General features: G+C 71.1%; 26 protein-coding genes and 1 pseudogene. 20 read left to right on the top strand and 7 right to left on the bottom strand.

What is annotated here, in order from left to right; genetic code table 11:
- Positions 1-131 precede the first annotated feature (131 nt).
- On the bottom strand, positions 132-848 hold the full coding sequence (ndgR, locus tag ACIQU4_RS00690) for an IclR family transcriptional regulator NdgR (RefSeq protein WP_073911130.1): 717 nt from the start codon (positions 846-848) through the stop codon (positions 132-134).
- A gap of 119 nt (positions 849-967) precedes the next feature.
- On the opposite strand from ndgR, the gene leuC reads away from it, so the two are divergent.
- The 4 genes from leuC (at position 968) to ACIQU4_RS00670 (ending at position 4,173) form a co-directional block, all read left to right on the top strand.
- Positions 968-2,392, top strand: coding sequence for a 3-isopropylmalate dehydratase large subunit (leuC, locus tag ACIQU4_RS00685; protein ID WP_403724053.1), 1,425 nt, complete (start codon positions 968-970; stop codon positions 2,390-2,392).
- A 3-nt stretch (positions 2,393-2,395) separates the two neighbouring features.
- On the top strand, positions 2,396-2,989 hold the full coding sequence (gene leuD, locus ACIQU4_RS00680) for a 3-isopropylmalate dehydratase small subunit (RefSeq protein ID WP_403724051.1): 594 nt from the start codon (positions 2,396-2,398) through the stop codon (positions 2,987-2,989).
- Between the two features lie 137 nt (positions 2,990-3,126).
- Entirely contained in the window at positions 3,127-3,354 is a 228-nt protein-coding gene (locus tag ACIQU4_RS00675; protein WP_030009267.1) for a hypothetical protein, read from the top strand.
- 144 nt (positions 3,355-3,498) lie between these two features.
- On the top strand, positions 3,499-4,173 hold the full coding sequence (locus ACIQU4_RS00670) for an HU family DNA-binding protein (RefSeq protein ID WP_403724049.1): 675 nt from the start codon (positions 3,499-3,501) through the stop codon (positions 4,171-4,173).
- A 305-nt stretch (positions 4,174-4,478) separates the two neighbouring features.
- On the opposite strand, the pseudogene cofC reads toward ACIQU4_RS00670, so the two are convergent.
- A pseudogene (gene cofC, locus ACIQU4_RS00665) lies at positions 4,479-5,150 on the bottom strand (2-phospho-L-lactate guanylyltransferase); the annotation flags it as partial.
- 176 nt (positions 5,151-5,326) lie between these two features.
- Here cofC and ACIQU4_RS00660 point away from each other — a divergent pair.
- From ACIQU4_RS00660 to ACIQU4_RS00650, 3 genes are read left to right on the top strand one after another with little or no spacing between them, the layout of a single operon-like run.
- Entirely contained in the window at positions 5,327-6,079 is a 753-nt protein-coding gene (locus ACIQU4_RS00660) for a lysophospholipid acyltransferase family protein (protein ID WP_403724046.1), read from the top strand.
- The gene (locus tag ACIQU4_RS00655; RefSeq protein WP_266636412.1) at positions 6,076-7,086 is read left to right on the top strand and encodes an NAD(P)H-dependent glycerol-3-phosphate dehydrogenase; all 1,011 of its coding nucleotides are present in this window, start codon (positions 6,076-6,078) and stop codon (positions 7,084-7,086) included. The genes ACIQU4_RS00660 and ACIQU4_RS00655 overlap by 4 nt, the downstream gene beginning before the upstream one ends.
- A 39-nt stretch (positions 7,087-7,125) precedes the next feature.
- Positions 7,126-8,283 carry a D-alanine--D-alanine ligase family protein gene (locus ACIQU4_RS00650; RefSeq protein WP_403724042.1) on the top strand — a complete coding sequence of 386 codons (1,158 nt, stop codon included), beginning with the start codon at positions 7,126-7,128 and terminating at the stop codon, positions 8,281-8,283.
- A gap of 83 nt (positions 8,284-8,366) precedes the next feature.
- On the opposite strand, the gene ACIQU4_RS00645 is transcribed toward ACIQU4_RS00650, so the two are convergent.
- A complete protein-coding gene (locus tag ACIQU4_RS00645; RefSeq protein WP_403724040.1) occupies positions 8,367-8,867 on the bottom strand; it encodes a DUF3515 domain-containing protein in 501 nt (166 codons plus the stop codon).
- Between the two features lie 23 nt (positions 8,868-8,890).
- Positions 8,891-9,124 carry an Lrp/AsnC family transcriptional regulator gene (locus ACIQU4_RS00640; RefSeq protein ID WP_030162831.1) on the bottom strand — a complete coding sequence of 78 codons (234 nt, stop codon included), beginning with the start codon at positions 9,122-9,124 and terminating at the stop codon, positions 8,891-8,893.
- A gap of 245 nt (positions 9,125-9,369) precedes the next feature.
- On the opposite strand from ACIQU4_RS00640, the gene ACIQU4_RS00635 reads away from it, so the two are divergent.
- Positions 9,370-10,353, top strand: coding sequence for a thiamine-phosphate kinase (locus ACIQU4_RS00635; protein ID WP_030162829.1), 984 nt, complete (start codon positions 9,370-9,372; stop codon positions 10,351-10,353).
- Positions 10,350-11,153: a bifunctional hydroxymethylpyrimidine kinase/phosphomethylpyrimidine kinase gene (gene thiD, locus ACIQU4_RS00630; protein ID WP_403724037.1), complete on the top strand. Its 804-nt coding sequence runs from the start codon at positions 10,350-10,352 to the stop codon at positions 11,151-11,153. The genes ACIQU4_RS00635 and thiD overlap by 4 nt, the downstream gene beginning before the upstream one ends.
- A gap of 151 nt (positions 11,154-11,304) precedes the next feature.
- Here thiD and rpmB read toward each other — a convergent pair whose 3' ends face one another.
- On the bottom strand, positions 11,305-11,490 hold the full coding sequence (gene rpmB, locus ACIQU4_RS00625; protein WP_030298506.1) for a 50S ribosomal protein L28: 186 nt from the start codon (positions 11,488-11,490) through the stop codon (positions 11,305-11,307).
- A gap of 250 nt (positions 11,491-11,740) precedes the next feature.
- On the opposite strand from rpmB, the gene ACIQU4_RS00620 reads away from it, so the two are divergent.
- From ACIQU4_RS00620 to mutM, 9 genes are all read left to right on the top strand, one after another.
- Entirely contained in the window at positions 11,741-13,432 is a 1,692-nt protein-coding gene (locus ACIQU4_RS00620; protein ID WP_403724034.1) for a DAK2 domain-containing protein, read from the top strand.
- A 16-nt stretch (positions 13,433-13,448) separates the two neighbouring features.
- Positions 13,449-15,653: an ATP-dependent DNA helicase RecG gene (gene recG / locus ACIQU4_RS00615; RefSeq protein ID WP_403724031.1), complete on the top strand. Its 2,205-nt coding sequence runs from the start codon at positions 13,449-13,451 to the stop codon at positions 15,651-15,653.
- Between the two features lie 95 nt (positions 15,654-15,748).
- Positions 15,749-16,327, top strand: a complete 579-nt coding sequence (rsmD, locus tag ACIQU4_RS00610) for a 16S rRNA (guanine(966)-N(2))-methyltransferase RsmD (protein ID WP_403724027.1) — start codon at positions 15,749-15,751, stop codon at positions 16,325-16,327.
- Positions 16,328-16,356: 29 nt separating this feature from the next.
- Entirely contained in the window at positions 16,357-16,836 is a 480-nt protein-coding gene (gene coaD / locus ACIQU4_RS00605; RefSeq protein ID WP_199809308.1) for a pantetheine-phosphate adenylyltransferase, read from the top strand.
- Positions 16,837-16,939: 103 nt separating this feature from the next.
- Entirely contained in the window at positions 16,940-18,001 is a 1,062-nt protein-coding gene (locus ACIQU4_RS00600) for a DivIVA domain-containing protein (RefSeq protein ID WP_403724024.1), read from the top strand.
- A 69-nt stretch (positions 18,002-18,070) separates the two neighbouring features.
- Entirely contained in the window at positions 18,071-18,781 is a 711-nt protein-coding gene (locus tag ACIQU4_RS00595; RefSeq protein ID WP_403724022.1) for a YceD family protein, read from the top strand.
- A 2-nt stretch (positions 18,782-18,783) separates the two neighbouring features.
- Complete coding sequence (gene rpmF / locus ACIQU4_RS00590; RefSeq protein WP_003965982.1) at positions 18,784-18,957, top strand: 50S ribosomal protein L32; 174 nt, start codon at positions 18,784-18,786, stop codon at positions 18,955-18,957.
- Between the two features lie 19 nt (positions 18,958-18,976).
- Positions 18,977-19,849, top strand: a complete 873-nt coding sequence (gene rnc / locus ACIQU4_RS00585) for a ribonuclease III (RefSeq protein ID WP_403724019.1) — start codon at positions 18,977-18,979, stop codon at positions 19,847-19,849.
- A 147-nt stretch (positions 19,850-19,996) separates the two neighbouring features.
- A complete protein-coding gene (gene mutM, locus ACIQU4_RS00580) occupies positions 19,997-20,857 on the top strand; it encodes a bifunctional DNA-formamidopyrimidine glycosylase/DNA-(apurinic or apyrimidinic site) lyase (RefSeq protein WP_403724016.1) in 861 nt (286 codons plus the stop codon).
- On the opposite strand, the gene ACIQU4_RS00575 is transcribed toward mutM, so the two are convergent.
- Both ACIQU4_RS00575 and ACIQU4_RS00570 read right to left on the bottom strand, forming a co-directional pair.
- Positions 20,830-21,207 (bottom strand): winged helix-turn-helix transcriptional regulator, encoded by a 378-nt coding sequence (locus tag ACIQU4_RS00575; protein WP_403724013.1) that lies wholly within the window; start codon positions 21,205-21,207, stop codon positions 20,830-20,832. The genes mutM and ACIQU4_RS00575 overlap by 28 nt on opposite strands.
- 61 nt (positions 21,208-21,268) lie before the next feature.
- A complete protein-coding gene (locus ACIQU4_RS00570) occupies positions 21,269-22,198 on the bottom strand; it encodes a CAP domain-containing protein (RefSeq protein WP_403724010.1) in 930 nt (309 codons plus the stop codon).
- 135 nt (positions 22,199-22,333) lie between these two features.
- Here ACIQU4_RS00570 and ACIQU4_RS00565 point away from each other — a divergent pair, with 135 nt between their 5' ends.
- Together ACIQU4_RS00565 and ACIQU4_RS00560 are read left to right on the top strand one after the other, a co-directional pair.
- Positions 22,334-22,615, top strand: coding sequence for an acylphosphatase (locus ACIQU4_RS00565; protein WP_403724007.1), 282 nt, complete (start codon positions 22,334-22,336; stop codon positions 22,613-22,615).
- A 349-nt stretch (positions 22,616-22,964) separates the two neighbouring features.
- On the top strand, positions 22,965-23,180 hold the full coding sequence (locus ACIQU4_RS00560; protein WP_030162422.1) for a hypothetical protein: 216 nt from the start codon (positions 22,965-22,967) through the stop codon (positions 23,178-23,180).
- Positions 23,181-23,300: the final 120 nt, after the last annotated feature.

Raw genomic sequence — 23,300 nt, 5'->3', positions numbered from 1 at the left:
GTACGCCCCCCGACGCCGGCCCCGGCCCCGTACAAGTGCGGGCCCGGAGGCGCGTGTTCGGACGTGTGCGGCGTCGTACGCGCCCCCGGGCCCGGGGGGAGTGGGGGGAGAGGCCTGCGGCCGGGAAGGTGTCAGCCGGAGCGGCGCAGGGCCTCCGACAGGCGGGCGGCCGCGTCGATGACGGCCTGGGCGTGCATCCGGCCCGGGTGTCGGGTCAGGCGCTCGATCGGCCCGGAGACCGACACGGAGGCCACGACGCGGTTCGAGGGTCCGCGCACCGGCGCCGAGACGGACGCCACGCCGGGCTCCCGCTCGCCGATCGACTGCGCCCAGCCGCGGCGCCGTACGCCCGACAGGGCCGTTGCCGTGAAGCGCGCGCCCTGCAGCCCGCGGTGGAGCCGCTCGGGCTCCTCCCAGGCCATCAGGATCTGCGCGGCCGAGCCCGCCTTCATCGGGAGCGTCGAGCCCACCGGGACGGTGTCCCGCAGACCCGACAGCCGCTCGGCGGCCGCCACGCAGATGCGCATGTCTCCCTGACGGCGGTAGAGCTGCGCGCTCTCGCCCGTCACGTCACGGAGGTGGGTGAGTACCGGTCCCGCCGTGGCCAGCAGGCGGTCCTCGCCGGCCGCGGCGGCGAGCTCCGCCAGCCGCGGTCCGAGGATGAACCGGCCCTGCATGTCCCGCGCCACCATCCGGTGGTGTTCCAGTGCCACGGCCAGGCGATGTGCCGTGGGTCGTGCGAGCCCTGTCGCCGCGACCAGCCCGGCGAGGGTGGCCGGACCGGACTCCAGTGCGCTCAATACCAGAGCTGCCTTGTCGAGAACGCCGACGCCGCTAGAGTTGTCCATGAAACGATATTCGCGTCTCACACTGTGAAACGCAAGTTCAATTTTTCCAAGAACCAGCGAGTCTGTATGTACGGGTCCACGAACCACTGGGTCCGGGACGGTGAGCCGGAGGGAAAGCGATGGGTAGGACACTCGCGGAGAAGGTCTGGGACGACCATGTCGTCCGGCGCGCCGAGGGCGAGCCCGACCTCCTCTTCATCGATCTGCACCTGCTGCACGAGGTGACCAGCCCCCAGGCCTTCGAGGGCCTGCGGCAGGCCGGCCGCAAGGTCCGGCGGCTGGACCTCACCATCGCCACCGAGGACCACAACACCCCCACGCTGGACATCGACAAGCCCATCGCGGACCCGGTCTCCCGGGCCCAGCTGGAGACGCTGCGGGCGAACTGCGCCGAGTTCGGCGTACGCCTGCACTCCCTGGGCGATGTCGAGCAGGGCGTCGTCCACGTAGTGGGACCGCAGCTGGGCCTGACCCAGCCGGGCACCACCGTGGTCTGCGGTGACTCGCACACCTCCACGCACGGCGCCTTCGGCGCGCTGGCCTTCGGCATCGGCACCAGCCAGGTCGAGCACGTGCTGGCCACCCAGACGCTGCCGCTGGCCCGCCCGAAGACCATGGCCATCACCGTCACCGGCGAGCTGGCCGAGGGCGTCACCGCCAAGGACCTGATCCTGGCGATCATCGCGAAGATCGGCACCGGCGGCGGCCAGGGCTACATCCTGGAATACCGCGGCGAGGCCATCGAGAATCTCTCGATGGAAGCGCGGATGACCATCTGCAACATGTCGATCGAGGCCGGCGCCCGCGCGGGCATGATCGCCCCCGACCGGACCACCTTCGACTACCTGAAGGGCCGCGACCACGCCCCCGAGGGCGACGACTGGGACGCGGCGGTCGCGTACTGGCAGACCCTGCGCACCGACGAGGACGCGGTCTTCGACGCCGAGGTCGTCATCGACGGCGCCACGCTGTCGCCGTTCGTCACCTGGGGCACCAACCCGGGCCAGGGCGCGCCGCTGTCGGCGCACGTCCCCGACCCTGCTTCGTACGAGGACGCTTCGGAGCGCCACGCCGCCGAAAAGGCCCTGGAGTACATGGGGTTGACGGCCGGGCAGCCGCTGCGGGACATCAAGGTCGACACCGTCTTCGTAGGTTCGTGCACCAACGGCCGTATCGAGGACCTGCGCGCCGTCGCCGGCATCATCGAGGGCCGCAAAGTCGCCGACGGCGTACGGATGCTGGTCGTCCCGGGCTCCGTCCGGGTCGCCCTGCAGGCGGTGGAGGAGGGCCTGGACAAGGTCTTCAAGGAGGCCGGGGCCGAATGGCGGCACGCGGGCTGCTCGATGTGCCTGGGCATGAACCCCGACCAACTGGCTCCCGGTGAGCGCTCCGCGTCCACCTCCAACCGCAACTTCGAGGGCCGGCAGGGCAAGGGCGGGCGGACCCACCTGGTCTCCCCGCAGGTGGCCGCCGCCACCGCGGTGCTGGGCCATCTGGCCTCGCCCGCCGACCTGTCCGACGCCACCGCGACCGCCGGAGTCTGAACCATGGAAGCCTTCACCACCCACACCGGCCGGGCCGTCCCGCTGCGCCGCAGCAACGTCGACACCGACCAGATCATCCCGGCCCACTGGCTGAAGAAGATCACCCGCGACGGTTTCGAGGACGGGCTCTTCGAGGCCTGGCGCAAGGACCCCGAGTTCGTCACGAACCGCCCCGAGCGCCAGGGCGCGACGGTGCTGGTCGCCGGTCCCGACTTCGGCACCGGCTCCTCGCGCGAGCACGCCGTCTGGGCCCTGCAGAACTTCGGGTTCAAGACGGTCATCTCCTCCCGCTTCGCCGACATCTTCCGCGGCAACTCGCTGAAGAACGGTCTGCTGACCGTGGTCCTGCCGCAGGAGACCGTCGACCGGCTGTGGGAGCTGACCGAGGCCGACCCGACCGCCGAGGTGACGGTCGACCTGGTCGCCCGCCAGGTCCGCGCGGCAGGAATCGAGGCGGAGTTCGAACTCGACGACAACGCCCGCTGGCGCCTGCTGGAGGGTCTGGACGACATCTCGCTCACCCTTCAGAACGAAGCGGACATCGACACGTACGAAAGCGCCCGACCGAGCTTCAAACCGCGCACGACTAGGGTCTGATTCCAGCCTGATCAGCGCTTATTCACCTATGGGTGATCACATCGACAACACTGTGCCCCCCGCCTTCGGGCGGGGGGCACAGCCGTGTGTTGAGGCCCCGTGAGGCGACAACTCGCCCCAGATGGCACAATCTGTGCATGGAACGCGACAGTCAACTTGAGCTCTACGAACTCGTCGCGGACCGGCTGAAAGAAGCACACACAAGGGTGCGCTCACTGCAAGTCCCGGAGGGCGTAAGGATGGCGCTGTCCCGGAAGCTGTTGGTCGTCACGGCCGCGGCGAAGCACGATCTCGCCGATGCGGCAAGGCGCCTGGACAGGTTGATGAAGGACCTCGACGAGGGTCGATTCCCTGAAGGCGACTGATGCGAAGGAACTCCGTAACGACCTACACCGTTGCGGCACTAGGGTGATTAGCCCGTTTCGTGTTTGATTTGCGGTATATATCCGCCTAACGTGCGAAATAAGCTTGAACACATTCGTTCTGGCGAAGTCTCCGAAGGGGAAGACGTGAACAAGGCGCAGCTCGTAGAAGCGATTGCCGACAAGCTGGGCGGCCGCCAGCAGGCCGCGGACGCTGTCGACGCGGTACTGGACGCGATGGTCCGCGCTGTGGTCGCGGGCGACCGGGTCTCGGTCACGGGCTTCGGCTCGTTCGAGAAGGTCGACCGCCCGGCCCGCTACGCCCGCAACCCGCAGACGGGTGAGCGCGTCCGGGTCAAGAAGACCTCTGTTCCCCGCTTCCGCGCGGGCCAGGGCTTCAAGGACCTGGTCGCGGGCACCAAGAAGCTGCCCAAGGGCGGCGAGGTGTCGGTGAAGAAGGCGCCCAAGGGCAGCCTCTCCGGCGGTGCTTCCGCGACGGTCAAGAAGGCCGTGGCCAAGAAGGCCACGACCGCCAAGAAGGCGGCGGCGGCGAGGACCGCGGTCGCCAAGAAGACCACCGCGAAGAAGGTCGTCGCCAAGAAGGTGGTCGCCAAGACCGCCGCGGCGAAGAAGACCACGGCGACGGCCAAGAAGACCACCGCCACCGCCAAGAAGGCCGCGGCGACGGCGAAGAAGACCACCGCCACCGCCAAGAAGACGGCTCCGGCGGCCAAGAAGGCCACTGCGAAGACCACGGCGCCCGCCAAGAAGACGACGGCGCGCAAGACCACCGCGAAGAAGACCACGGCCCGCAAGAAGTAAGGCCACGAGTCACACACGCCGGGCCGGCTTCCCCCTCCTGGGGAAGCCGGCCCGCGGTGCTGTCCGCACTGTTCGTGCAGGTCAGAAGGGTTGCAGCGCTGAGGTCAGAAGGTCTGCAGGGTGACCAGCGTGATCCGCAGGGCCGGCCCCTCGCCGTCCGTCTCGATCCGGACCCGCTGCCCGGGCCGCAGCAGCCGCAGGCCGCCCGCCTCGAAGGCCGGGGCCTCGAAGGGCACCGGGGTGCCGTCGTCCAGCAGCACACTGCCGCTACGGGTCTGGGAGTCGTACGTGTACGCGGTCGCCTGCATACGGGCACTGTATCGGGCCGTGTGACGGCCCACACCGAGGGCGAGGGCCGTCCTCAGATCCGCTCCCGTGTCCACGTCCCGGCGTACGCTCTCGACGTCCGCGAGGGCTATTTCCGCAGCTCCCGAAGCCGAATGCCGGGCCCGTGACGGACCTCCGAACGAGGGTGCCAATTCCACGTCCGGCGCAGCGGAAAGCAGGGTCGTGCCGATTCCCGCCGCGTCCGCCAGAAATGCCCGGGGAAATACGGATGCGGCTTCGAGCACGCGTAGCAATTCCGGCGGCCGCAGCGCGGGCAGATCCGCGTTCATCGCGGCCACCGCCGCCCCCGGCCGGGCCCTGCGTATCTCCCGCGCCCCGTGGGCCAGCGCCGCGTTGAGCCCGGCGGCCGGGGCGTCCGGCACGATCCGCGCCCCCAGCCGCGCCAGTTCCCTTCCGGCCTCGGCGTCGTCCGTGACGACCACCACATTCGCGACCGCCGCGCAGGCCAGCGCCCCCGCCACGGTGTCCTGCGCGAACGCCAGCGCGAGCCCGGGGCGGGATGCGCCCACGGCCGCCGCGAGACGGCTCTTGGCCACCGCCAGGGGCTTCAGCGGGACCACCAGACTCCAGACCGCGTTCGTGGCGGACCCCCCTTCCCTCCGGTGCGCGTCCGTCCATGCGTGGACCATTGCCGGGTCATGGCCTGGTCACGCGTCGGCCCATTGTCGCCTCTGCCCGGTCGGCCCGTAGGTCCGGTGCTCCGGGCGGGGCGTACGGTGTTCTCGACAGAGACCGGACCTGAGGCCACACTTGTCCGGCCGACCAGGTGCCCAGCCGCGCACCGGTCCTAGAGGAAGGTGTCCGAGTGTCCCGCCGCAGAATCGGCTTCTGGTACCGCCTGGCGGCGGTCATCGCAAAACCGCCGCTGGTGGTGTTCTTCAAGCGGGACTGGCGGGGAATGGATCACATTCCGGCCGACGGCGGGTTTATCACGGCCGTCAATCACAACTCGTATCTGGACCCGCTCTCCTACGCGCACTTCCAGTACAACACCGGCCGGGTGCCCCGATTGCTCGCCAAGGCGGCCCTCTTCAAGGTCCCCATTGTCGGCGCGATCCTGCGCGGCTCCGGCCAGATCCCGGTCTACCGCGAGACCTCCAACGCCCTGGACGCATTCCGGGCCGCCGTGGACGCGATCGAGCGCGGCGAATGCGTGGCCTTTTATCCGGAAGGCACCCTCACCCGCGATCCGGACATATGGCCGATGGCCGGCAAGACCGGCGCGGCGCGGGTGGCGCTGATGACCAAGGCGCCCGTCATTCCGGTGGCCCAGTGGGGCGCGAACCTCGCGATGCCGCCCTACGCCAAGGAGGACAAGGTCCGCCTGTTCCCGCGCAAGACCCTCCAGGTACTGGCCGGACCCCCCGTGGACCTCTCCGAGTTCTACGACCGGGAACCCACCCCGGACGTGCTCAAGGAGGTCACCGAGACCATCATGGCGGCCATCACGGAGCTGCTGGAGGAGCTGCGCGGCGAGAAGGCGCCGGAGCAGCCGTACGACCACCGCAAGGCCAGGCTGGAACAGCGGCACAAGGCCGCGGGGGAGGACCTGAAGTGACACGTCCCGTGAAGGCAGCCGTCTTCGGAACCGGCTCCTGGGGCACGGCCTTCGGCATGGTGCTCGCCGACGCAGGCTGCGAGGTGACCCTGTGGGGCCGCCGCCGCGAGGTCGTCGACGCCATCAACACCGGCCGGACCAACCCGGACTACTTCCCGGACGTCGAACTCCCCGCGAACATGCGCGCCACCACCGACCCGGCCGAGGCCGCGGCCGGCGCCGACTTCGCGGTCCTCGCCATCCCCTCCCAGACCCTGCGCGGCAACCTCGCCGAATGGGCCCCGCTGCTGCCCGCCGACGCCGTGCTCGTCTCCCTGATGAAGGGCATCGAACTCGGCAGCGCCAAGCGCATGAGCGAGGTCATCGAGGAGGTCGCCAAGGTCCCCGCCGAGCGCGTCGCCGTCGTCACCGGCCCCAACCTGGCCCGTGAGATCGCCGCCCGGCAGCCCGCCGCCGCCGTCGTCGCCTGCTCCGACGAGGCCGTCGCGCAGCGCCTCCAGGCGGCTTGCCACACCCCGTACTTCCGCCCGTACACGAGCACCGACGTCATCGGCTGCGAGCTGGGCGGCGCCGTCAAGAACGTCATCGGCCTCGCCGTCGGCATCGCGGACGGCATGGGACTGGGCGACAACACCAAGGGCTCCCTCATCACCCGGGGCCTCGCCGAAGCGACCCGGCTGGGCCTGGCCATGGGCGCCGACCCGCTCACCTTCTCCGGTCTCGCGGGCCTCGGCGACCTCGTCGCCACCTGCTCCTCGCCGCTCTCCCGGAACCACACCTTCGGCACCAACCTCGGCCGCGGAATGACGCTGGAGGAGACCATCGCGGTCACCAAGCAGACCGCCGAGGGCGTCAAGTCCTGCCAGTCGGTGGCCGATCTGGCCCGCCGCCACGGGGTGGACATGCCGATCACCGACACCGTTGTCGACATCGTCCACCACGGCAAGCCGCCGCTGGTCGCGCTGAAGGAACTGATGGGGCGCAGCGCCAAACCGGAACGCCGCTGACTCCTTTCCGGACGCCCGACCGGGTATCGTCGTGGCGATATGAGCAGCGAGAACCTCCCCCAGACCCCTGAGCAGCAGGGCCGCAAGCCCCGCGTGGCCGTCGTGTTCGGCGGCCGCAGCTCGGAACACGCCATCTCGGTCGTCACCGCGGGCGCCGTGCTGCGCTCCATCGACCGGTCCAAGTACGAGGTGCTGCCCATCGGCATCACCACGGACGGCCGGTGGGCGCTGACCGCCGACGAGCCCGCGCGGATGGCCATCGCCGACCGCAAGCTGCCGAGCGTCGAGGAGCTCGCGGACTCCGAGGACGGCGCCGTCGTGCTCTCCGTCGACCCGGCCAACCGTGAGGTCGTCTACACCGAGCCGGGAGCCGTCCCCAAGGCCCTGGGCGAGGTCGACGTCGTCTTCCCGATGCTGCACGGCCCGTACGGCGAGGACGGCACCCTGCAGGGCCTGCTGGAGCTCTCCGGCATCCCGTACGTCGGCTCGGGCGTCCTCGCCTCGGCCGTCGGCCAGGACAAGGAGTACATGAAGCGCGTCTTCACCTCCTTCGGCCTCCCCGTCGGCCCGTACGTGACCGTCCGGCCCCGCGAGTGGGACGCCGACCGGGACGCCGCCAAGGCGCGGATCCTGGACTTCGCCGGTGAGCACGGCTGGCCGCTGTTCATCAAGCCCGCCCGGGCCGGCTCCTCCATCGGCATCACCAAGGTCGACGACGCCTCCGGCCTGGACGCGGCGATCCGCGAGGCGCAGCGCCACGACCCGAAGATCATCGTGGAGGCGCTGCTGCGCGGCCGCGAGATCGAGTGCGGGGTGCTGGAGTTCGAGGACGGGCCGCGCGCGAGCGCGCCCGCCGAGATCCCGCCGGTCTCCAGCCACGACTTCTATGACTTCGAGGCGAAGTACATCGACTCCGCCTCCGGGATCGTGCCCGCTCCGCTCACCCCGGAGCAGACCGCCGAGGTGCAGCGGCTCGCGATCGAGGCGTTCGACGCCGCGTCCTGCGAGGGCCTCGTGCGCGCCGACTTCTTCCTCACCGAGGACGGCACGTTCGTCATCAACGAGATCAACACGATGCCGGGCTTCACCCCGATCTCCATGTACCCGCGGATGTGGCAGGAGTCGGGCATCGAGTACCCGGAGCTGGTGGACCGCCTGATCCAGGCGGCCCTGAGCCGCTCCACCGGCCTGCGCTGACCGCAGCCGCAGCGCCGTACATGCCGACCGCCCGCCGGGATTCCCGGCGGGCGGTCGGTGTGCGAAGGGGCGCAGGGCCCCCGTCAGTACGAGGAGATGCCCTCCGGGACGGTCTTGGCCACGACGGCGGACAGCCCGACGAGCATCCCCGCATCCGTGGCATGCTCCTTGTCGACCCGGACCTCGGTGTACGCGAGCCGCATCCCGGTGATGAACCGGAACCCCCCGCCGGCACTGTCGGGGACCTTCTCCAGCAGCCACCGGACGCCGTTGACCTCGACGCCCTCCTGCTTCGGATCAGCCATCTCGGGGGGCTTGGGGATACCGCACCGCAGTACGATCGCCGAGCCGCCCCACGCGGCGGTCAGATCCGACTCCGGCGCTGCCTTGGCCCGCGCCAGGCCGGCCACCGTCTCCGGGAGTTCTCCGTGCAGTGCTGCACAGAACCCCGCGACGTCGGCGGGCGGCGTGGGCGGCGGGTCCACCCGGGCATCGGAATCACCCGGGGTACAGCCCGCGAGGGCCAGTACCGCGACCAGTACGGGCAGGGCGGGCAGACGCAGGGGCCGGCGGTGGAGGGTCATCACCGGCCAAGAGTAGACGGGGGCTACAGATGGACCACCGGGCAGGTCAGGGTGCGGGTGATGCCCTCCACCTGCTGCACCTTGGCGACGACCATGCGGCCGAGCTCGTCCACGGTGTCGGCCTGGGCGCGCACGATCACGTCGTACGGGCCCGTCACGTCCTCGGCCTGGATCACCCCCGGGATCTGGCTGATGGACTCGGCGACGAACGACGCCTTGCCCACCTCGGTCTGGATAAGGATGTACGCCTGTACCACGGAACCTCCAGGGCGGCCACGAGGATCGATTCCCCTAACCTTCGGGTGGGCCCAAGGGATTCGGGTGGGCCCGGGGAAGAAGGGACGCCACGGTACCGCGTTGCCGAGCACCACGGGGAGACCCGGGGGCACGGCGCCACGCACAGCGGGGCGTACGGAGAGCAGAAGTTGACGTATCTGTTGACGGTACCCAGAGCTGTGACGGCTCGCGACCGCAAGCGGACTGGGCAAGAAGGGGCACAGCGATGAAGGGCACTGTGGGCGAGCTGGGGGAGTTCGGGCTCATTCGGGAGCTCACCTCACGGCTCACCACCACCCCGGCGGTCCGGCTCGGACCGGGCGACGACGCCGCGGTCGTGTCGGCCCCCGACCGGCGGGTCGTGGCGAGCACCGACATCCTGCTGGAAGGCAGGCACTTCCGGCGCGACTGGTCCACCGCGTACGACGTCGGCCGCAAGGCCGCCGCGCAGAACCTCGCCGACATCGCCGCCATGGGCGCGGTGCCGACCGCGCTGCTGCTCGGCCTCGTCGTCCCGGCCGAGCTGCCGGTCACCTGGCCCACCGAGCTGATGGACGGCATCCGCGACGAGTGCCAGGTCGCCGGCGCGGCCGTGGTCGGCGGCGACGTCGTCCGCGGGGACACCATCACCGTGGCCATCACCGCCCTCGGCGACCTGCGCAACCACGAGCCCGTGCTGCGCTCCGGCGCCCAGCCCGGCGACGTCGTGGCCGTCACGGGCTGGCTGGGCTGGTCCGCGGCCGGATTCGCCGTGCTCTCGCGCGGGTTCCGCTCCCCGCGGGCCTTCGTCGAGGCGCACCGGCGCCCCGAACCCCCGTACCACGCGGGCCCCGCGGCCGCCGGACTCGGCGCCACCGCGATGACCGACGTCAGCGACGGCCTGATCGCCGACCTCGGGCACATCGCGGAGGCGAGCAAGGTGCGGATCGACCTGCGCTCGGCGGCCGTCGACATCCCGACGCAGATGCACGACATCGGGCAGGCCGTCGGGGTCGACCCCTTGCAGTGGGTGCTCACCGGAGGAGAAGATCACGCCATCGTGGCGACCTTCCCGCCCGATGTGAAACTGCCGGCCCGGTGGAAGGTCATCGGGGAGGTGCTGAACCGGTCCGCGCTGCCCCAGGTGACCGTGGACGGCGCCCCCTGGACGAGCACCGGCGGCTGGGACCACTTCGGCTCCGACCCGTCCACCGAGGAGACCTCCAGATGACCGCCGCGCCACCGCTGTGCCTGACCGTCGCCGGATCCGATTCCGGCGGTGGCGCCGGGATTCAGGCCGATCTCAAGACGATGCTGGCACTGGGCGTGCACGGGATGAGCGTGGTGACGGCCGTGACCGCGCAGAACTCCCTCGGGGTGCAGGGGGTCTGGGAACTGCCCGCCGAGGCCGTGAAGGCCCAGTACCGGGCCGTCGTGGACGACATGGGCGTCCACGCGGTCAAGACCGGGATGCTGGCCTCCGCCGCGCTGGTGGAGACGGTGGCCGAACTGCTGGCCGCCACCTCCGCCCCCGCCGTCGTCGACCCGGTCGGGGTCTCCAAGCACGGGGACGCACTGCTCGCCGCCTCGGCGCTGGACGCCGTACGCAAGGAGCTGCTGCCGCGGGCCACCGTGGCCACCCCGAACCTGGACGAGGTGGCGCAGCTCACGGGCGTGGTGGTGGAGAGCGAGGACGACATGCGGCGCGCCGCGGACGCCGTCCTCGCGTACGGGCCGGAGTGGGCGCTGATCAAGGGCGGGCACCTGGCCGCCCACGGGGGCGAGGCCGCCGACCTGCTCACCGACGGGGACACACAGCTGTGGCTGCGGGCGCCGCGCCACGACAACCGGCACACCCACGGCACCGGCTGCACCCTGGCCAGTGCGATAGCCGCCGGGCTCGCCAAGGGGCAGGACGTACCGCAGGCCGTCATGGAGGCCAAGGAGTACGTGAGCGGCGCCATCGCGGCCGGCTTCGCGCTCGGCGGCGGCATCGGCCCGGTGGACCACGCCTGGCAGTGGCACCGCTGACGGAGGCAGGACGGCAGAGGACCACCGCGTCACGTGACGCGGTGGTCCTCTTCATGTCCGGCTCCGCAGATCCGGACAAGGCAAAAGGCCGGTCCACGAGGTGGACCGGCCTTCTTGGCAACCGGAAAGGGCTGCGCTACGACGGTTGGCGTCAGCGCGAGACCTTGCCGGCCTTGATGCACGAGGTGCAGACGTTGAGGCGCTTCGGCGTCCCACTGACCATGGCACGAACGCGCTGGATGTTCGGGTTCCAGCGACGCGAGGTGCGGCGGTGCGAGTGGGAGATGTTGTTGCCGAAGCTCGGCCCCTTGGCGCAAACGTCGCAGTTGGCAGCCACAGGTCACTCCAAAGACTTCAGATGCACTTACAGTGAAATCCGGCGCACCGGATCAGAAGTCTGAGAAGTCTGAGTGGTTTGCCGGGGGAAATTGGCCCGACTTTCATCGGGCAACCGGAGCAGCATACAACGACTGCGTCCGTCCAAGAAAACTACCATGGCCGCCGCCGATCCCGCCCGGGGCCCCTGACACGCGGCAGTCCTTGGTTACCCTGCGGTGAACCCTGGCCCGCACGAGGAGGAACGCCCGGTGCAGCACGAGCCGCAGCCGCAGCCCGCCGACGAGCTCGACGCCGAAGCGGTGCGCACCTGGAGCTCGCTGGCCGTGGCCGCGCTGGGCCGGGCCCGCGAGGACATCGACGCGATCAACGTCTACCCGGTCGCGGACGCGGACACCGGAACCAACCTCTACCTGACCGCCGAGTCGGCGGACCGCGCCCTGACCGAGGCGCTCGGAACACCACCCGCAGGCGTGAGCGAGACCACAGCGGTGGACCCGGTCGCCGCGGCTGCGACCGCCTCCCTCCCCGAGGCCGTACGGGCCTACGCGCACGGCGCCCTCATAGGCGCCCGCGGGAACTCGGGGACGATCCTGGCGCAGCTGCTGCGCGGTGTGGCCGACGTACTCGGCGACGAGCCCGGGGACCGCGGAGCCGGCCGGATGCTGGCCGAGGCGCTGACCCGGGCCGCCGAGGAGGCGTACCGGGCCGTCGCCCACCCGGTGGAGGGCACCATGCTCACGGTCGCCGCCGCGGCGGCACGGGCCGGCGAGGCGGCCGGGGCGGCCGCCGGGACCGCCGCCGACGTGGCCCGGGCCGCCTACGACGGGGCCCGCGCGGCCCTCGCCGACACCCCGGGGCAGCTGGCCGAGCTGGGCCGGGCCGGAGTGGTCGACGCCGGGGGCTGCGGGCTGGTCGCCGTACTCGGGGCCCTGTGGCAGGCGCTGTCCGGCCAGCAGCCCGCGGCCGAGGCCGTCCGCGGCCGGGCCGTGCCCGTACCGCGGCCGCCGCAGCCCTGCGAAGCCGAGGAGCGGGGCGGGCCCGCGTACGAGGTGATCTACCTCCTGGAGGCCGCCGAGCCGGCCGTGGCGCAGCTGCGCGAGCGCCTCGACGGACTCGGGGACTCCCTGGTGGTGGTCGGCGGCGACGGACTGTGGAACGTGCACGTCCACGTCGACGACCCCGGCGCCGCCGTGGAGGCCGGCGTGGTCGCCGGGCGGCCGTACCGGATCCGCATCACCCACTTCGCCGACGAGCGGCGCCGGGCGCGCGGCGAGCGCGTCCAGCGGGCCGTCGTCGCCGTGGTCCCGGGCGAGGGGCTGGCCGGACTGTGCGGGGAGGCGGGCGCGACCACCGTGCTCGCCCGCCCCGGAGAGGTCCCGGACGCCGCCGCGCTCGTCGACGCCATCCGGCGCGCGCACGCCCGCGAGGTGGTGCTGCTGCCCGGCGGCGCCGACCAGCGCGCCGCCGCGGCCGCCGCCGCCGACAAGGCCCGAGCCGACGGCGTACGGGTGGCCGTGATCCCCACCCGGTCCGCGGTCCAGGGCCTGGCCGCCCTCGCCGTCCACGATCCGGAGGGCAGCTTCGACGAGGACGTGGTCGCCATGACCGCGGCCGCCGGCGCCACCCGCTACGGGGAACTCGCCGTCGCCGAACGGCAGTCGTTCACCTCCGCCGGCATCTGCCAGGCCGGGGACGTGCTCGGGCTCATCGACGGGGACGTCGCCCTCATCGGCTCCGGCCTCGACGAGACCGCCCAGGCGGTCCTGGAGCGGATGCTGGGCTCCGGAGGCGAACTCGTCACCCTGGTGCTGGGTCCGGAGGTGCCGGACGCCCTCGCCGAGCGCCTGGAGGCGTACGTACAGCACGGACACCTGGCGGTGGACACGGTCACCTACCGCGGCGGGCGGTACTCGGCGCCCCTGCTCATCGGGGTCGAATAGCCGACTTGTCAGCGCCATGGTGTGCAATGAAGGCGTGCCCGCGCTCGACGAAGACCTCAAGAAGACGCTCGGCCCCGCCACCGCCAAGGTGCTGGCCGAGCAGCTCGGCCTGCACACGGCCCTGGACCTGCTGCACCACTACCCGCGGCGGTACGCCGAGCGCGGCGAGCTGACCTCGCTCACCGAGCTCGCCGACCAGATCGACGAGCACGTGACGGTCGTCGCCCAGGTCGCCGACGCCCGGATCCTGACCTTCAACGGGGGCCGCGGCAAACGCCTGGAGGTGACCATCACCGACGGCAGCGGCCGGCTCCAGCTGGTCTTCTTCGGGGCGGGCGTCCACAAGCCGCACAAGGACCTGCTGCCGGGCACCCGCGCCATGTTCGCGGGCAAGGTCGGCATGTTCAACCGCAAGCTCCAGCTCTCCCACCCCGCGTACGAGCCGCTCGGCGCGGACGCCTCCGACCGGGACGCCGCGACCGCCTTCGCGAACCAGCTCATCCCGATCTACCCGGCCTGCGCCAAGCTGGAGTCCTGGAAGATCGCCAAGTGCGTGGACGCCGTACTGCCGAGCGCCCAGGAGGCCGTTGACCCGCTGCCGGACGCCCTGCGCGAGGGCCGCGGACTGGTCCCGCTCACCGAGGCCCTGCTGAAGATCCACCGGCCGGTCACCAAGGCCGACATCGAGGACGCCCGCCAGCGCCTGAAGTGGGACGAGGCGTTCGTCCTCCAGGTCGCCCTGGCCCGCCGCCGGCACGCCGACTCCCAGCTCCCGGCCGTCCCCCGCCGCCCCGCCCCGGGCGGCCTGCTCGACGCCTTCGACGCCAAACTCCCCTTCACCCTCACCGACGGCCAGCAGACCGTCTCCCGCGAGATCTTCGAAGACCTGGCCACGGACCACCCCATGCACCGCCTCCTCCAGGGCGAGGTCGGCTCGGGCAAGACGATGGTGGCGCTGCGGGCCATGCTGGCCGTCGTGGACTGCGGGGGGCAGGCCGCCATGCTCGCGCCCACCGAGGTGCTCGCCCAGCAGCACCACCGGTCCATCACCGAGATGATGGGCGAGCTCGCCGAAGGGGGCATGCTCGGCGGCTCCGACCAGGGGACCAAGGTCGTGCTGCTCACCGGGTCCATGGGGATGCCCGCGCGCCGGCAGGCGCTGCTCGACCTGGTCACCGGCGAGGCCGGCGTCGTCATCGGCACGCACGCGCTCATCGAGGACAAGGTGCAGTTCCACGACCTCGGCCTGGTCGTGGTCGACGAACAGCACCGCTTCGGCGTCGAGCAGCGCGACGCGCTGCGGTCCAAGGGGAAGCAGCCCCCGCACCTGCTGGTCATGACCGCGACCCCGATCCCGCGCACCGTCGCGATGACCGTCTTCGGGGACCTGGAGACCTCCGTACTCGACCAGCTGCCCGCCGGCCGCTCCCCGATCGCCACCCACGTCGTACCGGCCAAGGACAAGCCGCACTTCCTGACCCGGGCCTGGGAGCGGGTGCGCGAGGAGGTCGAGAACGGGCACCAGGCGTACGTCGTGTGCCCGCGCATCGGCGACGGCGAGGACGACCCCAAGAAGAAGGCCTCCGCCGAGGACGACGCCGAGAAGCGGCCCCCACTGGCCGTCCTGGAGATCGCCGAGCAGCTGAGGCGGGGGCCGCTCGCCGGGCTGTCCGTGGAGGTGCTGCACGGCCGGATGGACCCGGCCGACAAGGACGACGTCATGCGCCGCTTCGCCGCCGGCGAGGTCAAGGTGCTGGTCGCCACCACCGTCATCGAGGTCGGTGTGAACGTCCCGAACTCCACGGTCATGGTGATCATGGACGCGGACCGGTTCGGCGTCTCCCAGCTCCACCAGCTGCGCGGCCGCGTCGGGCGCGGCTCCGCGCCGGGCCTGTGCCTGCTGGTCAGCGAGATGCACGAGGCGAGCCCCGCCCGGGCCCGGCTCGCGGCCGTCGCCGCCACCCTGGACGGCTTCGAGCTCTCCCGCATCGACCTCGAACAGCGCCGGGAGGGCGACGTACTGGGCCAGGCCCAGTCGGGCGTGCGCTCCTCGCTGCGCATGCTCGCGGTCATCGAGGACGAGGAGGTCATCGCCCAGGCCCGGGAGGAGGCCACCCGCGTGGTCGCCGAAGACCCCGAGCTGGAGCGGCTGCCGGGCCTGCGCAGCGCGCTGGAGGCCCTGCTGGACACCGAGCGCGAGCAGTACCTGGAGAAGGGCTGAGCCTCGTCGCCCGGTACCGCTCGGGTCCGTCTCGAGCGGTACGACCTATCGTGGAACCCCGCAGTAGCCATCACCGTCGTACCGAAGGACCCCAGATGACCCGCGTGATCGCCGGCAGCGCCGGCGGGCGACGGCTGACCGTGCCCCCGGGCACCGGCACCCGCCCGACCTCGGACCGGATGCGCGAAGGCCTCTTCTCGACCTGGGAGTCGCTGCACGGCGTCGAGGGGGCCCGGGTGCTCGACCTGTACGCCGGCTCCGGCGCGGTCGGCCTGGAGGCGCTCTCCCGCGGCGCGGACCACGCACTGCTGGTGGAGCCCGAGGCCAAGGCCGCCAAGGCGATCCGGGACAACATCAAGGCGGTGGGCCTGCCCGGCGCCGAGTTCCGGGCGGGCAGGGCGGAGCAGATCGTGGCGATCCCGGCCGGCGCGGACCCGTACGACGTCGTCTTCCTGGACCCGCCGTACGCCGTCGGCCACGACGATCTTGGCGAGATCCTGCTCACACTCCGCGCCAATGGCTGGCTCACGGACGATGCGCTCGTCACCGTGGAGCGCAGTACGAGGAGCGGGGCCTTCCCGTGGCCCGAGGGCTTCGAGCCGCTGCGCTCCCGCAAGTACGGCGAAGGCACCCTTTGGTACGGTCGCGCCGCCTTCACCAGCGAAGACTCATGATGCCCGCATCGGAGAGCGAGGGACCCAAGTTGCGCCGAGCCGTCTGTCCCGGGTCATTCGACCCCATCACCAACGGACACCTCGACATCATCGGCCGGGCCTCCCGGCTCTACGACGTCGTGCACGTCGCCGTGATGATCAACCAGTCCAAGCAGGGGCTGTTCACCGTCGAGGAGCGGATCGAGCTGATCCGCGAGGCGACCGCCGACTACGGCAACGTCGAGGTGGAGTCCTTCCACGGACTGCTCGTCGACTTCTGCAAGCAGCGCGACATCCCGGCCATCGTCAAGGGCCTGCGCGCGGTCAGCGACTTCGACTACGAGCTCCAGATGGCCCAGATGAACATGGGGCTCTCGGGCGTCGAGACGCTGTTCGTGCCGACCAACCCCACCTACAGCTTCCTGTCGTCCTCCCTGGTCAAGGAGGTCGCGGCCTGGGGCGGCGATGTCGCCCACCTGCTGCCGCCGCACGTGCACGCGGCGCTGACCGAGCGGCTCGCCAACCGCTGACGGACTGACGGGCCGTCAGCCGGTGTCGGGCGTTCGCCCGGTGGCCGTACAGTCGTGCCGTCCGTCTCAGGAACCGCCCGAGGCCGAGAGAGTGCGAGCCCCCATGGACGTGCAGAAGAAGCTCGACGAGATCGTCGCGGCCGTCGGCGGCGCCCGGTCCATGCCCATGTCGGCCTCCTGCGTGATCAACCGTGCCGAGCTGCTCGCCCATCTCGAAGAGGTGCGCCAGGCGCTGCCCGGCTCGCTCGCGCAGGCGCAGGAGCTCATCGGCGGCCGGGAGCAGATGGTCGAGGACGCCCGCCGCGAGGCGGAGCGGATCATCGACTCGGCGCACGCCCAGCGCGGTTCGCTGATCTCCGACACCGAGGTCGCGCGCCGTTCGCAGGCCGAGGCGGACCGGATCCTGGCGGACGCCCGCAGGGAGGCCGAGGAGATCCGGGCCGAGGCCGACGACTACGTCGACAGCAAGCTCGCGAACTTCGAGGTCGTGCTCAGCAAGACCATCGGCTCGGTCGACCGCGGCCGCGAGAAGCTGCTGGGCCGCGGGCCCGGGCTGGACGAGCAGGGCTACCCGGACGCCGAGGCTCCCGAGCGCAGCCACGACCCGGAGACGCAGCGCCTGCAGGCGGACGCGTACGTGGACACCAAGCTGGCGACCTTCGAGGCGGTGCTCTCCAAGACCCTGGAGGCGGTCGGCCGGGGCCGCCAGAAGCTGCTGGGCCGGGCGCCCACGGACGACCTCGGCGCGCACATGGCCGCCCAGGACGCCGCGGGGTCGCAGCAGTCCCGCTCGGCCAGCGACGCGGACTTCCTGGCGGGCCTGGCGGAGCCGGCGGCCCCGATGGTGCCCGCGGCCCCGGCGATCCCGGCGCAGGCCCAGCAGGAGCCCGCGTACGACGCGTACGGCTACCAGCAGCCCCAGCAGCAGGACGCCTATGCCTATCAGGACCCCTATGCCTACCAGCAGCAGGTCCAGCAGCCGGATCCGTACGCGGCGCTGGGCTACGACCAGCAGCCGGACCCGTACGCGGCCTACCAGCAGCAGTCGCAGCAGCCGCAGGCCGCGCAGCACCAGCCGCAGCAGCCCGCGCTCGACGAGACCAGCTTCTTCGACACGAGCATGATCAATCTGGACCAGCTGCGCCAGTACGAACAGGGTCGCTGAGGCCGGATTGGGCTCAGAGCGAAGCGCCGGGTATCCTGGCTCTTCGGTCGCGCGTATGCACCGCGATCCATGCTGCCCACAAGTGGCGGAATCTTTGATCTTCAGCGATCTGTGAAAGCAGGAACGGCCCTGAATACCCGCCTCGACCACCGCAACCCCCTCGTGTTCGACACGCACGAGCTGGGTCGGCGTCCTGGTGCCATGCAGCGGCTGTCCCGTGAGATCGCGGCACCGGCGGACTTCGGTCTCGTCGGCGTCATCGGAGTGCCGGAAGGCGCACCGATGAAGCTCAGCCTCCGCCTCGAGTCGGTCATGGAAGGGGTGCTTGTCACAGGCACCGCCCGTGCATCGGCCGTAGGGGAGTGCGTAAGGTGTCTGGAGTCCGTCGAGCGCGAGCTCAAGGCGGACTTCCAGGAGATGTTCTCGTACCCTGACGCCGACGACCGGAGCCGCACAAAGGCGGAGCCGGCCGACGACGCCGAGGACGACGAGGACACGCTCTTCCTCGAGGACGGCTTGTTCGACCTCGAACCCGTGCTGCGTGATGTGGTGGTGCTCGCACTGCCCATGCAGCCGGTGTGCCGGGAGGACTGTCTCGGACTGTGCCCCGATTGCGGGCTCAGCCTGAACGACGACCCGGACCACCACCATGATGCCGTCGACATCCGTTGGGCGGCATTGCAAGGACTCGTCGTGACCGATCAGGACGACGAGAAGGACAACATGAGCGGCACTGCCTCTGACGGAGTTCAGGGCGCCGCCGAGAAGCAGGAGAAGTAGCCGTGGCTGTTCCGAAGCGGAAGATGTCGCGCAGCAACACGCGCCACCGCCGGTCGCAGTGGAAGGCTGCGGTCCCCACCCTGGTTTCGTGTGAGCGTTGCCAGGAGCCGAAGCTCCAGCACATTGCGTGCCCGAGCTGCGGCACCTACAACAAGCGCCAGGTCCTCGAGGTCTGAGCGGCTGGTGAGAGGCGCAATGTCTGAGCTGTCCAACGCTGAGAAGCAGGCAGACAGTAACAACGCGGCCTCGTCCCACACGCTTCTGGAAGGGCGGCTCGGGTATCGACTCGAGTCCGCCCTTCTGGTGCGTGCACTGACCCACCGCTCGTACGCGTACGAGAACGGCGGTCTGCCCACCAACGAGCGCCTGGAGTTCCTCGGGGACTCCGTGCTCGGTCTGGTGGTCACGGACACGCTGTACACGACCCACCCCGACCTGCCTGAAGGCCAGCTGGCCAAACTTCGGGCCGCGGTGGTCAACTCGCGCGCACTGGCGGAGGTCGGGCGCGGCCTCGAACTCGGCTCCTTCATCCGGCTCGGCCGGGGCGAAGAGGGCACGGGTGGCCGGGACAAGGCCTCCATCCTCGCCGACACCCTTGAAGCGGTGATCGGCGCGGTCTACCTCGACCAGGGCCTCGACGCGGCCTCGGAGCTGGTTCACCGGCTCTTCGACCCGCTCATCGAGAAGTCCTCGAACCTCGGGGCCGGCCTGGACTGGAAGACCAGTCTCCAGGAGCTGACGGCGGCCGAAGGCCTCGGCGTACCGGAATACCTGGTCACCGAGACCGGTCCGGACCACGAGAAGACCTTCACCGCTGCCGCCCGCGTCGGTGGTGTCTCGTACGGCACCGGCACCGGCCGCAGCAAGAAGGAGGCGGAACAGCAGGCCGCGGAGTCCGCATGGCGCGGTATCCGGGCCAAGGCGGACGAGCGGATCGCGGCGGAAGCCGCGGCATCCGCGGCCGCCAAGGTCGCGGTGACGGCTCCGGCCGACACCGGGGCCGATGCCGTGGCCCCGGCCGAGGACGGCGGGTCGCCGACACCCGCCGACCCGACGCCGAACGGCTGAGCTGAGCCCTTCCTTCGGGATCTCCCGCCCGCCCCTGCCGCCGTGCAGGGGCGGGCGGACCCGTTTCCGGGCCCGGCGGGGCAGGCCGGTACGCTCGCCGGGAGCGACCAGAACGCACCACGACCGCATCGCCCCCGGAGGACCGCCGTGCCCGAGCTGCCCGAAGTCGAAGTCGTACGGCGGGGCTTGGAGCGCTGGGTGGCCGGCCGGACCGTCGGGGCCGTCGAGGTGCTCCACCCGCGCGCGGTACGCCGCCACCCGGCCGGCGCCGCCGATTTCGCCGCGCGGCTGACGGGCGAGACGATCGGCGTCCCGCAGCGGCGAGGCAAGTACCTGTGGCTGCCCCTGGAGGGGCGGGACCTCTCGGTGCTCGGGCACCTCGGGATGAGCGGACAGCTCCTGGTGCAGCCGGAAGAGGCCGCCGACGAGAAGCACCTGCGCATCCGCGTGCGGTTCGAGGACGCCGCCGGGACCGAGCTCCGCTTCGTCGACCAGCGCACCTTCGGCGGGCTCTCGCTCCACGAGAACACGCCCGACGGGCTGCCCGACGTCATCGCGCACATCGCCCGGGACCCGCTGGACCCCCTCTTCGACGAGGCCGGCTACCACGCGGCACTGCGCGCCAAGCGGACCACCGTCAAGCGGGCCCTGCTGGACCAGTCCCTGATCAGCGGGGTCGGCAACATCTACGCGGACGAGGCGCTGTGGCGGGCGCGGCTGCACTACGAGCGCGCCACCGCCACGCTGACGCGTCCGCGGAGCGCGGAACTCCTCGGCCACGTCCGGGACGTGATGAACGCGGCGCTCGACGTCGGCGGCACCAGCTTCGACAGCCTGTACGTCAACGTGAACGGCGAGTCCGGCTACTTCGACCGTTCGCTCGACGCCTACGGGCGCGAGGACGAGCCCTGCCGGCGCTGCGGCACCCCGATGCGGCGCCGCCCGTGGATGAACCGGTCCAGCTACTTCTGCCCGCGCTGTCAGCGGCCGCCGCGCGTGGCGTCGTAGGACTCCCGCGCGCCGATGACCCGGGGCATGCTGGCTTCGAGGAAGTGGATGAGCGCGAGCAGCCGGTCGGCGATCTCGACGCCGAGCGGGGTCAGCTCGTAGTCGACGCGCGGCGGGTTCGTCGGCTGTGCCTCGCGGTTGACGATGCCGTCGCGCTCCAGCGCCTGCAGGGTCTGGGAGAGCATCTTCTCGCTCACGCCGTCGACCTTGCGGCGCAGCTCGTTGAAACGGCACGAGCCGTCGCGCAGGGCGCCCACCGTGAGGCTGCCCCAGCGGCCCGTGACGTGCTCCAGGGTCTCCCGGGACGGGCACGCGCGCGCGAAGGCGTCGAACGGAAGCTCTGTCTCCATGCCGACCAGCTTAACTCCGTACAGCGCTGACCAGAAGATTGCGCTTTCGGCTGGTAAGTGCCTAGAAGCCGAAGTCCTGGGTCCACCAGGGGCCGCCGGCGGCGACGTACACGCCGACGCCGAGGGTGCGGAACTCGCAGTTGAGGATGTTCGCCTTGTGGCCGGGGCTGTTCATCCAGGCCTTCATGACCGCCTGGGCGTCGCCCTGGCCGCGGGCGATGTTCTCGCCACCGAGTCCGGAGAGGCCCGCCTTGGTGGCGCGGTCCCACGGGGTGTTCCCGTCGGGGTCGGTGTGGTCGAAGTAGCCGCGGGTGGCCATGTCCTTGCTGAAGGCGGCGGCCAGCGCCGCGAGCGGCGGGTTCGCCCGGACCGGACCGCAGCCGGCCTGCGCGCGCTCCTGGTTGACCAGGGTGAGTACGGCCGTCTCCTCCGCGGAGTGGCCGTCGCCGGCCGTCGGGGTCGGGGTCGGGGTCGAAGTCGGCGGGGCGGGCGGGGCGGGCGGCTTGGGGGTGGCCGTCTTCGGCGGTACCGGCACCGGCACCGGGACCGGGATCGACGGCGGGCTCTTCTGCGGCTTCGCCTGCACCTTGGCGGAGGGGGATGCGGAGGCGGGCGGGGTGGGCGAGGCGGAAGGGCTCGCCGAGGCCGACGGGGAAGGGGAGGCGGACGGCGAGGGGGAGGCCGAGGGTGACGGGCTGCTCACGTCGGGGCCCGCGGAGGCGCGGCCGGAGAGGTTGGCGAGGCCGCCCCCCTGCTGCTCGGTCACGGGCTCCGGACTCGGCGAGGCCTCGGCCTTGGCCCGCGTCTTCGCCGTCGAGCCGTCGGCGCTGACACCGACATAGGGGAAGGAGGTGCCGACCGGAACCATGCCGGTGGTCACCGCCGCCGTACCGAGGACCACGGCCACGGCCCCGCCCAGCAGGGCGGTGCGCACGAGGGTGCGGCGGTTGCCGTCGCGGCCCGGCGCGGCGTGAAGTCGGTGGCGTCCCATCGGCGACGTGCCTTCCTTGCGGCTCAAGATCATCCCTTACTCACCCAAATGGGTGAGTTCACTGGTGCGCGACTGTACGCGATGGGGCGCCGGGGCGATGTGGGGCGAAAGTCTCCGCCCCGTTAGCGTTCACGCATGAATGAAGATGTCCGCATGACCGCGTGGGTGCGCGGCCGTGTACAGGGAGTGGGCTTCCGCTGGTTCACCAGGGCCAATGCACTGGAGGTCGGCGGAGTCGTCGGGTTCGCGCTCAACCTCGACGACGGGCGAGTGCAGGTGGTGGCCGAAGGTCAACGTGAGAATTGCCACCGGCTGCTCGACTGGCTGCGCTCCGCCGACACGCCCGGGAGGGTGGACGGAGTGACAGAGATCTGGGGTACACCGCGCGGTGGCTACGACGGGTTCGCGATCCGTTGAGCGATCGGCTGATCATGTACTGATCACATCTCCGGACGGCCCGCACCGGGCCGGATCTGCGCGTTCCGCTGCCGACGCGTTGCCGACGCAGTGTTCCGTGGAAGGGTCGAAGCAGCGGACGATCTCCACGCCCCTTGGGAGAGCCGGGCTGCCCGCCGATACGGGGCGTGATCGTGTTGACCGTCAAACTTTTTGGTGAGACGCTGGAAGCCCCGCGCACCTGAGCTGTTTGGCAGTGCTGGCACTAGTAAGCGCAGTGACTGACAGTCGCTGCCGGACATCCGCGGGTGCGATTCCCTCACGACCCACACCGCTTCGGTCGGTCACTCAGTGTGGAGGACCATCCATCATGGCAAAGGCGCTTCTCGGTTACGTCGGCGGTTCCGATCCGCGACTCCTCGCCGAGATGCGACGGCTTCAGCAGCGCGTCCAGGACCTTGAGTCCGAGCTCGTACGGATTCAGTCCGAAAATGACGCGCTGAACGCGGCCGCCGCTCAGCACGGAGACTCGCTGCTGGACCGCATCGACATCGACGTACCCCAGGCGGAGCCTGCGCTCACCTGATCCGCGCTCTATTCGTCGCTTCGACTCCAACCCCGCATGATCTGCAAGGGACGCTTCGGCGTCCCTTCTTTCTTGGCCGCCTGGGCCGCCGGCCGCGTCAGTGGTCCACGAGCGCGTTGG

It is taken from the genome of Streptomyces sp. NPDC090741 (assembly GCF_044769045.1).
In the GTDB taxonomy this organism is placed as follows: domain Bacteria; phylum Actinomycetota; class Actinomycetes; order Streptomycetales; family Streptomycetaceae; genus Streptomyces.
This window is presented reverse-complemented; position numbering and strand designations above follow the sequence as displayed.

Coding starts and splice junctions, on each gene's coding strand:
- ndgR (WP_073911130.1), bottom strand. CDS start 848: ATGGACAACTCTAGCGGCGTCGGCGTTCTCGACAAGGCAGCTCTGGTA.
- leuC (WP_403724053.1), top strand. CDS start 968: ATGGGTAGGACACTCGCGGAGAAGGTCTGGGACGACCATGTCGTCCGG.
- leuD (WP_403724051.1), top strand. CDS start 2,396: ATGGAAGCCTTCACCACCCACACCGGCCGGGCCGTCCCGCTGCGCCGC.
- ACIQU4_RS00675 (WP_030009267.1), top strand. CDS start 3,127: ATGGAACGCGACAGTCAACTTGAGCTCTACGAACTCGTCGCGGACCGG.
- ACIQU4_RS00650 (WP_403724042.1), top strand. CDS start 7,126: ATGAGCAGCGAGAACCTCCCCCAGACCCCTGAGCAGCAGGGCCGCAAG.
- ACIQU4_RS00645 (WP_403724040.1), bottom strand. CDS start 8,867: ATGACCCTCCACCGCCGGCCCCTGCGTCTGCCCGCCCTGCCCGTACTG.
- ACIQU4_RS00635 (WP_030162829.1), top strand. CDS start 9,370: ATGAAGGGCACTGTGGGCGAGCTGGGGGAGTTCGGGCTCATTCGGGAG.
- thiD (WP_403724037.1), top strand. CDS start 10,350: ATGACCGCCGCGCCACCGCTGTGCCTGACCGTCGCCGGATCCGATTCC.
- recG (WP_403724031.1), top strand. CDS start 13,449: ATGGTGTGCAATGAAGGCGTGCCCGCGCTCGACGAAGACCTCAAGAAG.
- rsmD (WP_403724027.1), top strand. CDS start 15,749: ATGACCCGCGTGATCGCCGGCAGCGCCGGCGGGCGACGGCTGACCGTG.
- ACIQU4_RS00600 (WP_403724024.1), top strand. CDS start 16,940: ATGGACGTGCAGAAGAAGCTCGACGAGATCGTCGCGGCCGTCGGCGGC.
- ACIQU4_RS00595 (WP_403724022.1), top strand. CDS start 18,071: ATGCTGCCCACAAGTGGCGGAATCTTTGATCTTCAGCGATCTGTGAAA.
- rnc (WP_403724019.1), top strand. CDS start 18,977: ATGTCTGAGCTGTCCAACGCTGAGAAGCAGGCAGACAGTAACAACGCG.
- ACIQU4_RS00575 (WP_403724013.1), bottom strand. CDS start 21,207: ATGGAGACAGAGCTTCCGTTCGACGCCTTCGCGCGCGCGTGCCCGTCC.
- ACIQU4_RS00570 (WP_403724010.1), bottom strand. CDS start 22,198: ATGGGACGCCACCGACTTCACGCCGCGCCGGGCCGCGACGGCAACCGC.
- ACIQU4_RS00565 (WP_403724007.1), top strand. CDS start 22,334: ATGAATGAAGATGTCCGCATGACCGCGTGGGTGCGCGGCCGTGTACAG.
- ACIQU4_RS00560 (WP_030162422.1), top strand. CDS start 22,965: ATGGCAAAGGCGCTTCTCGGTTACGTCGGCGGTTCCGATCCGCGACTC.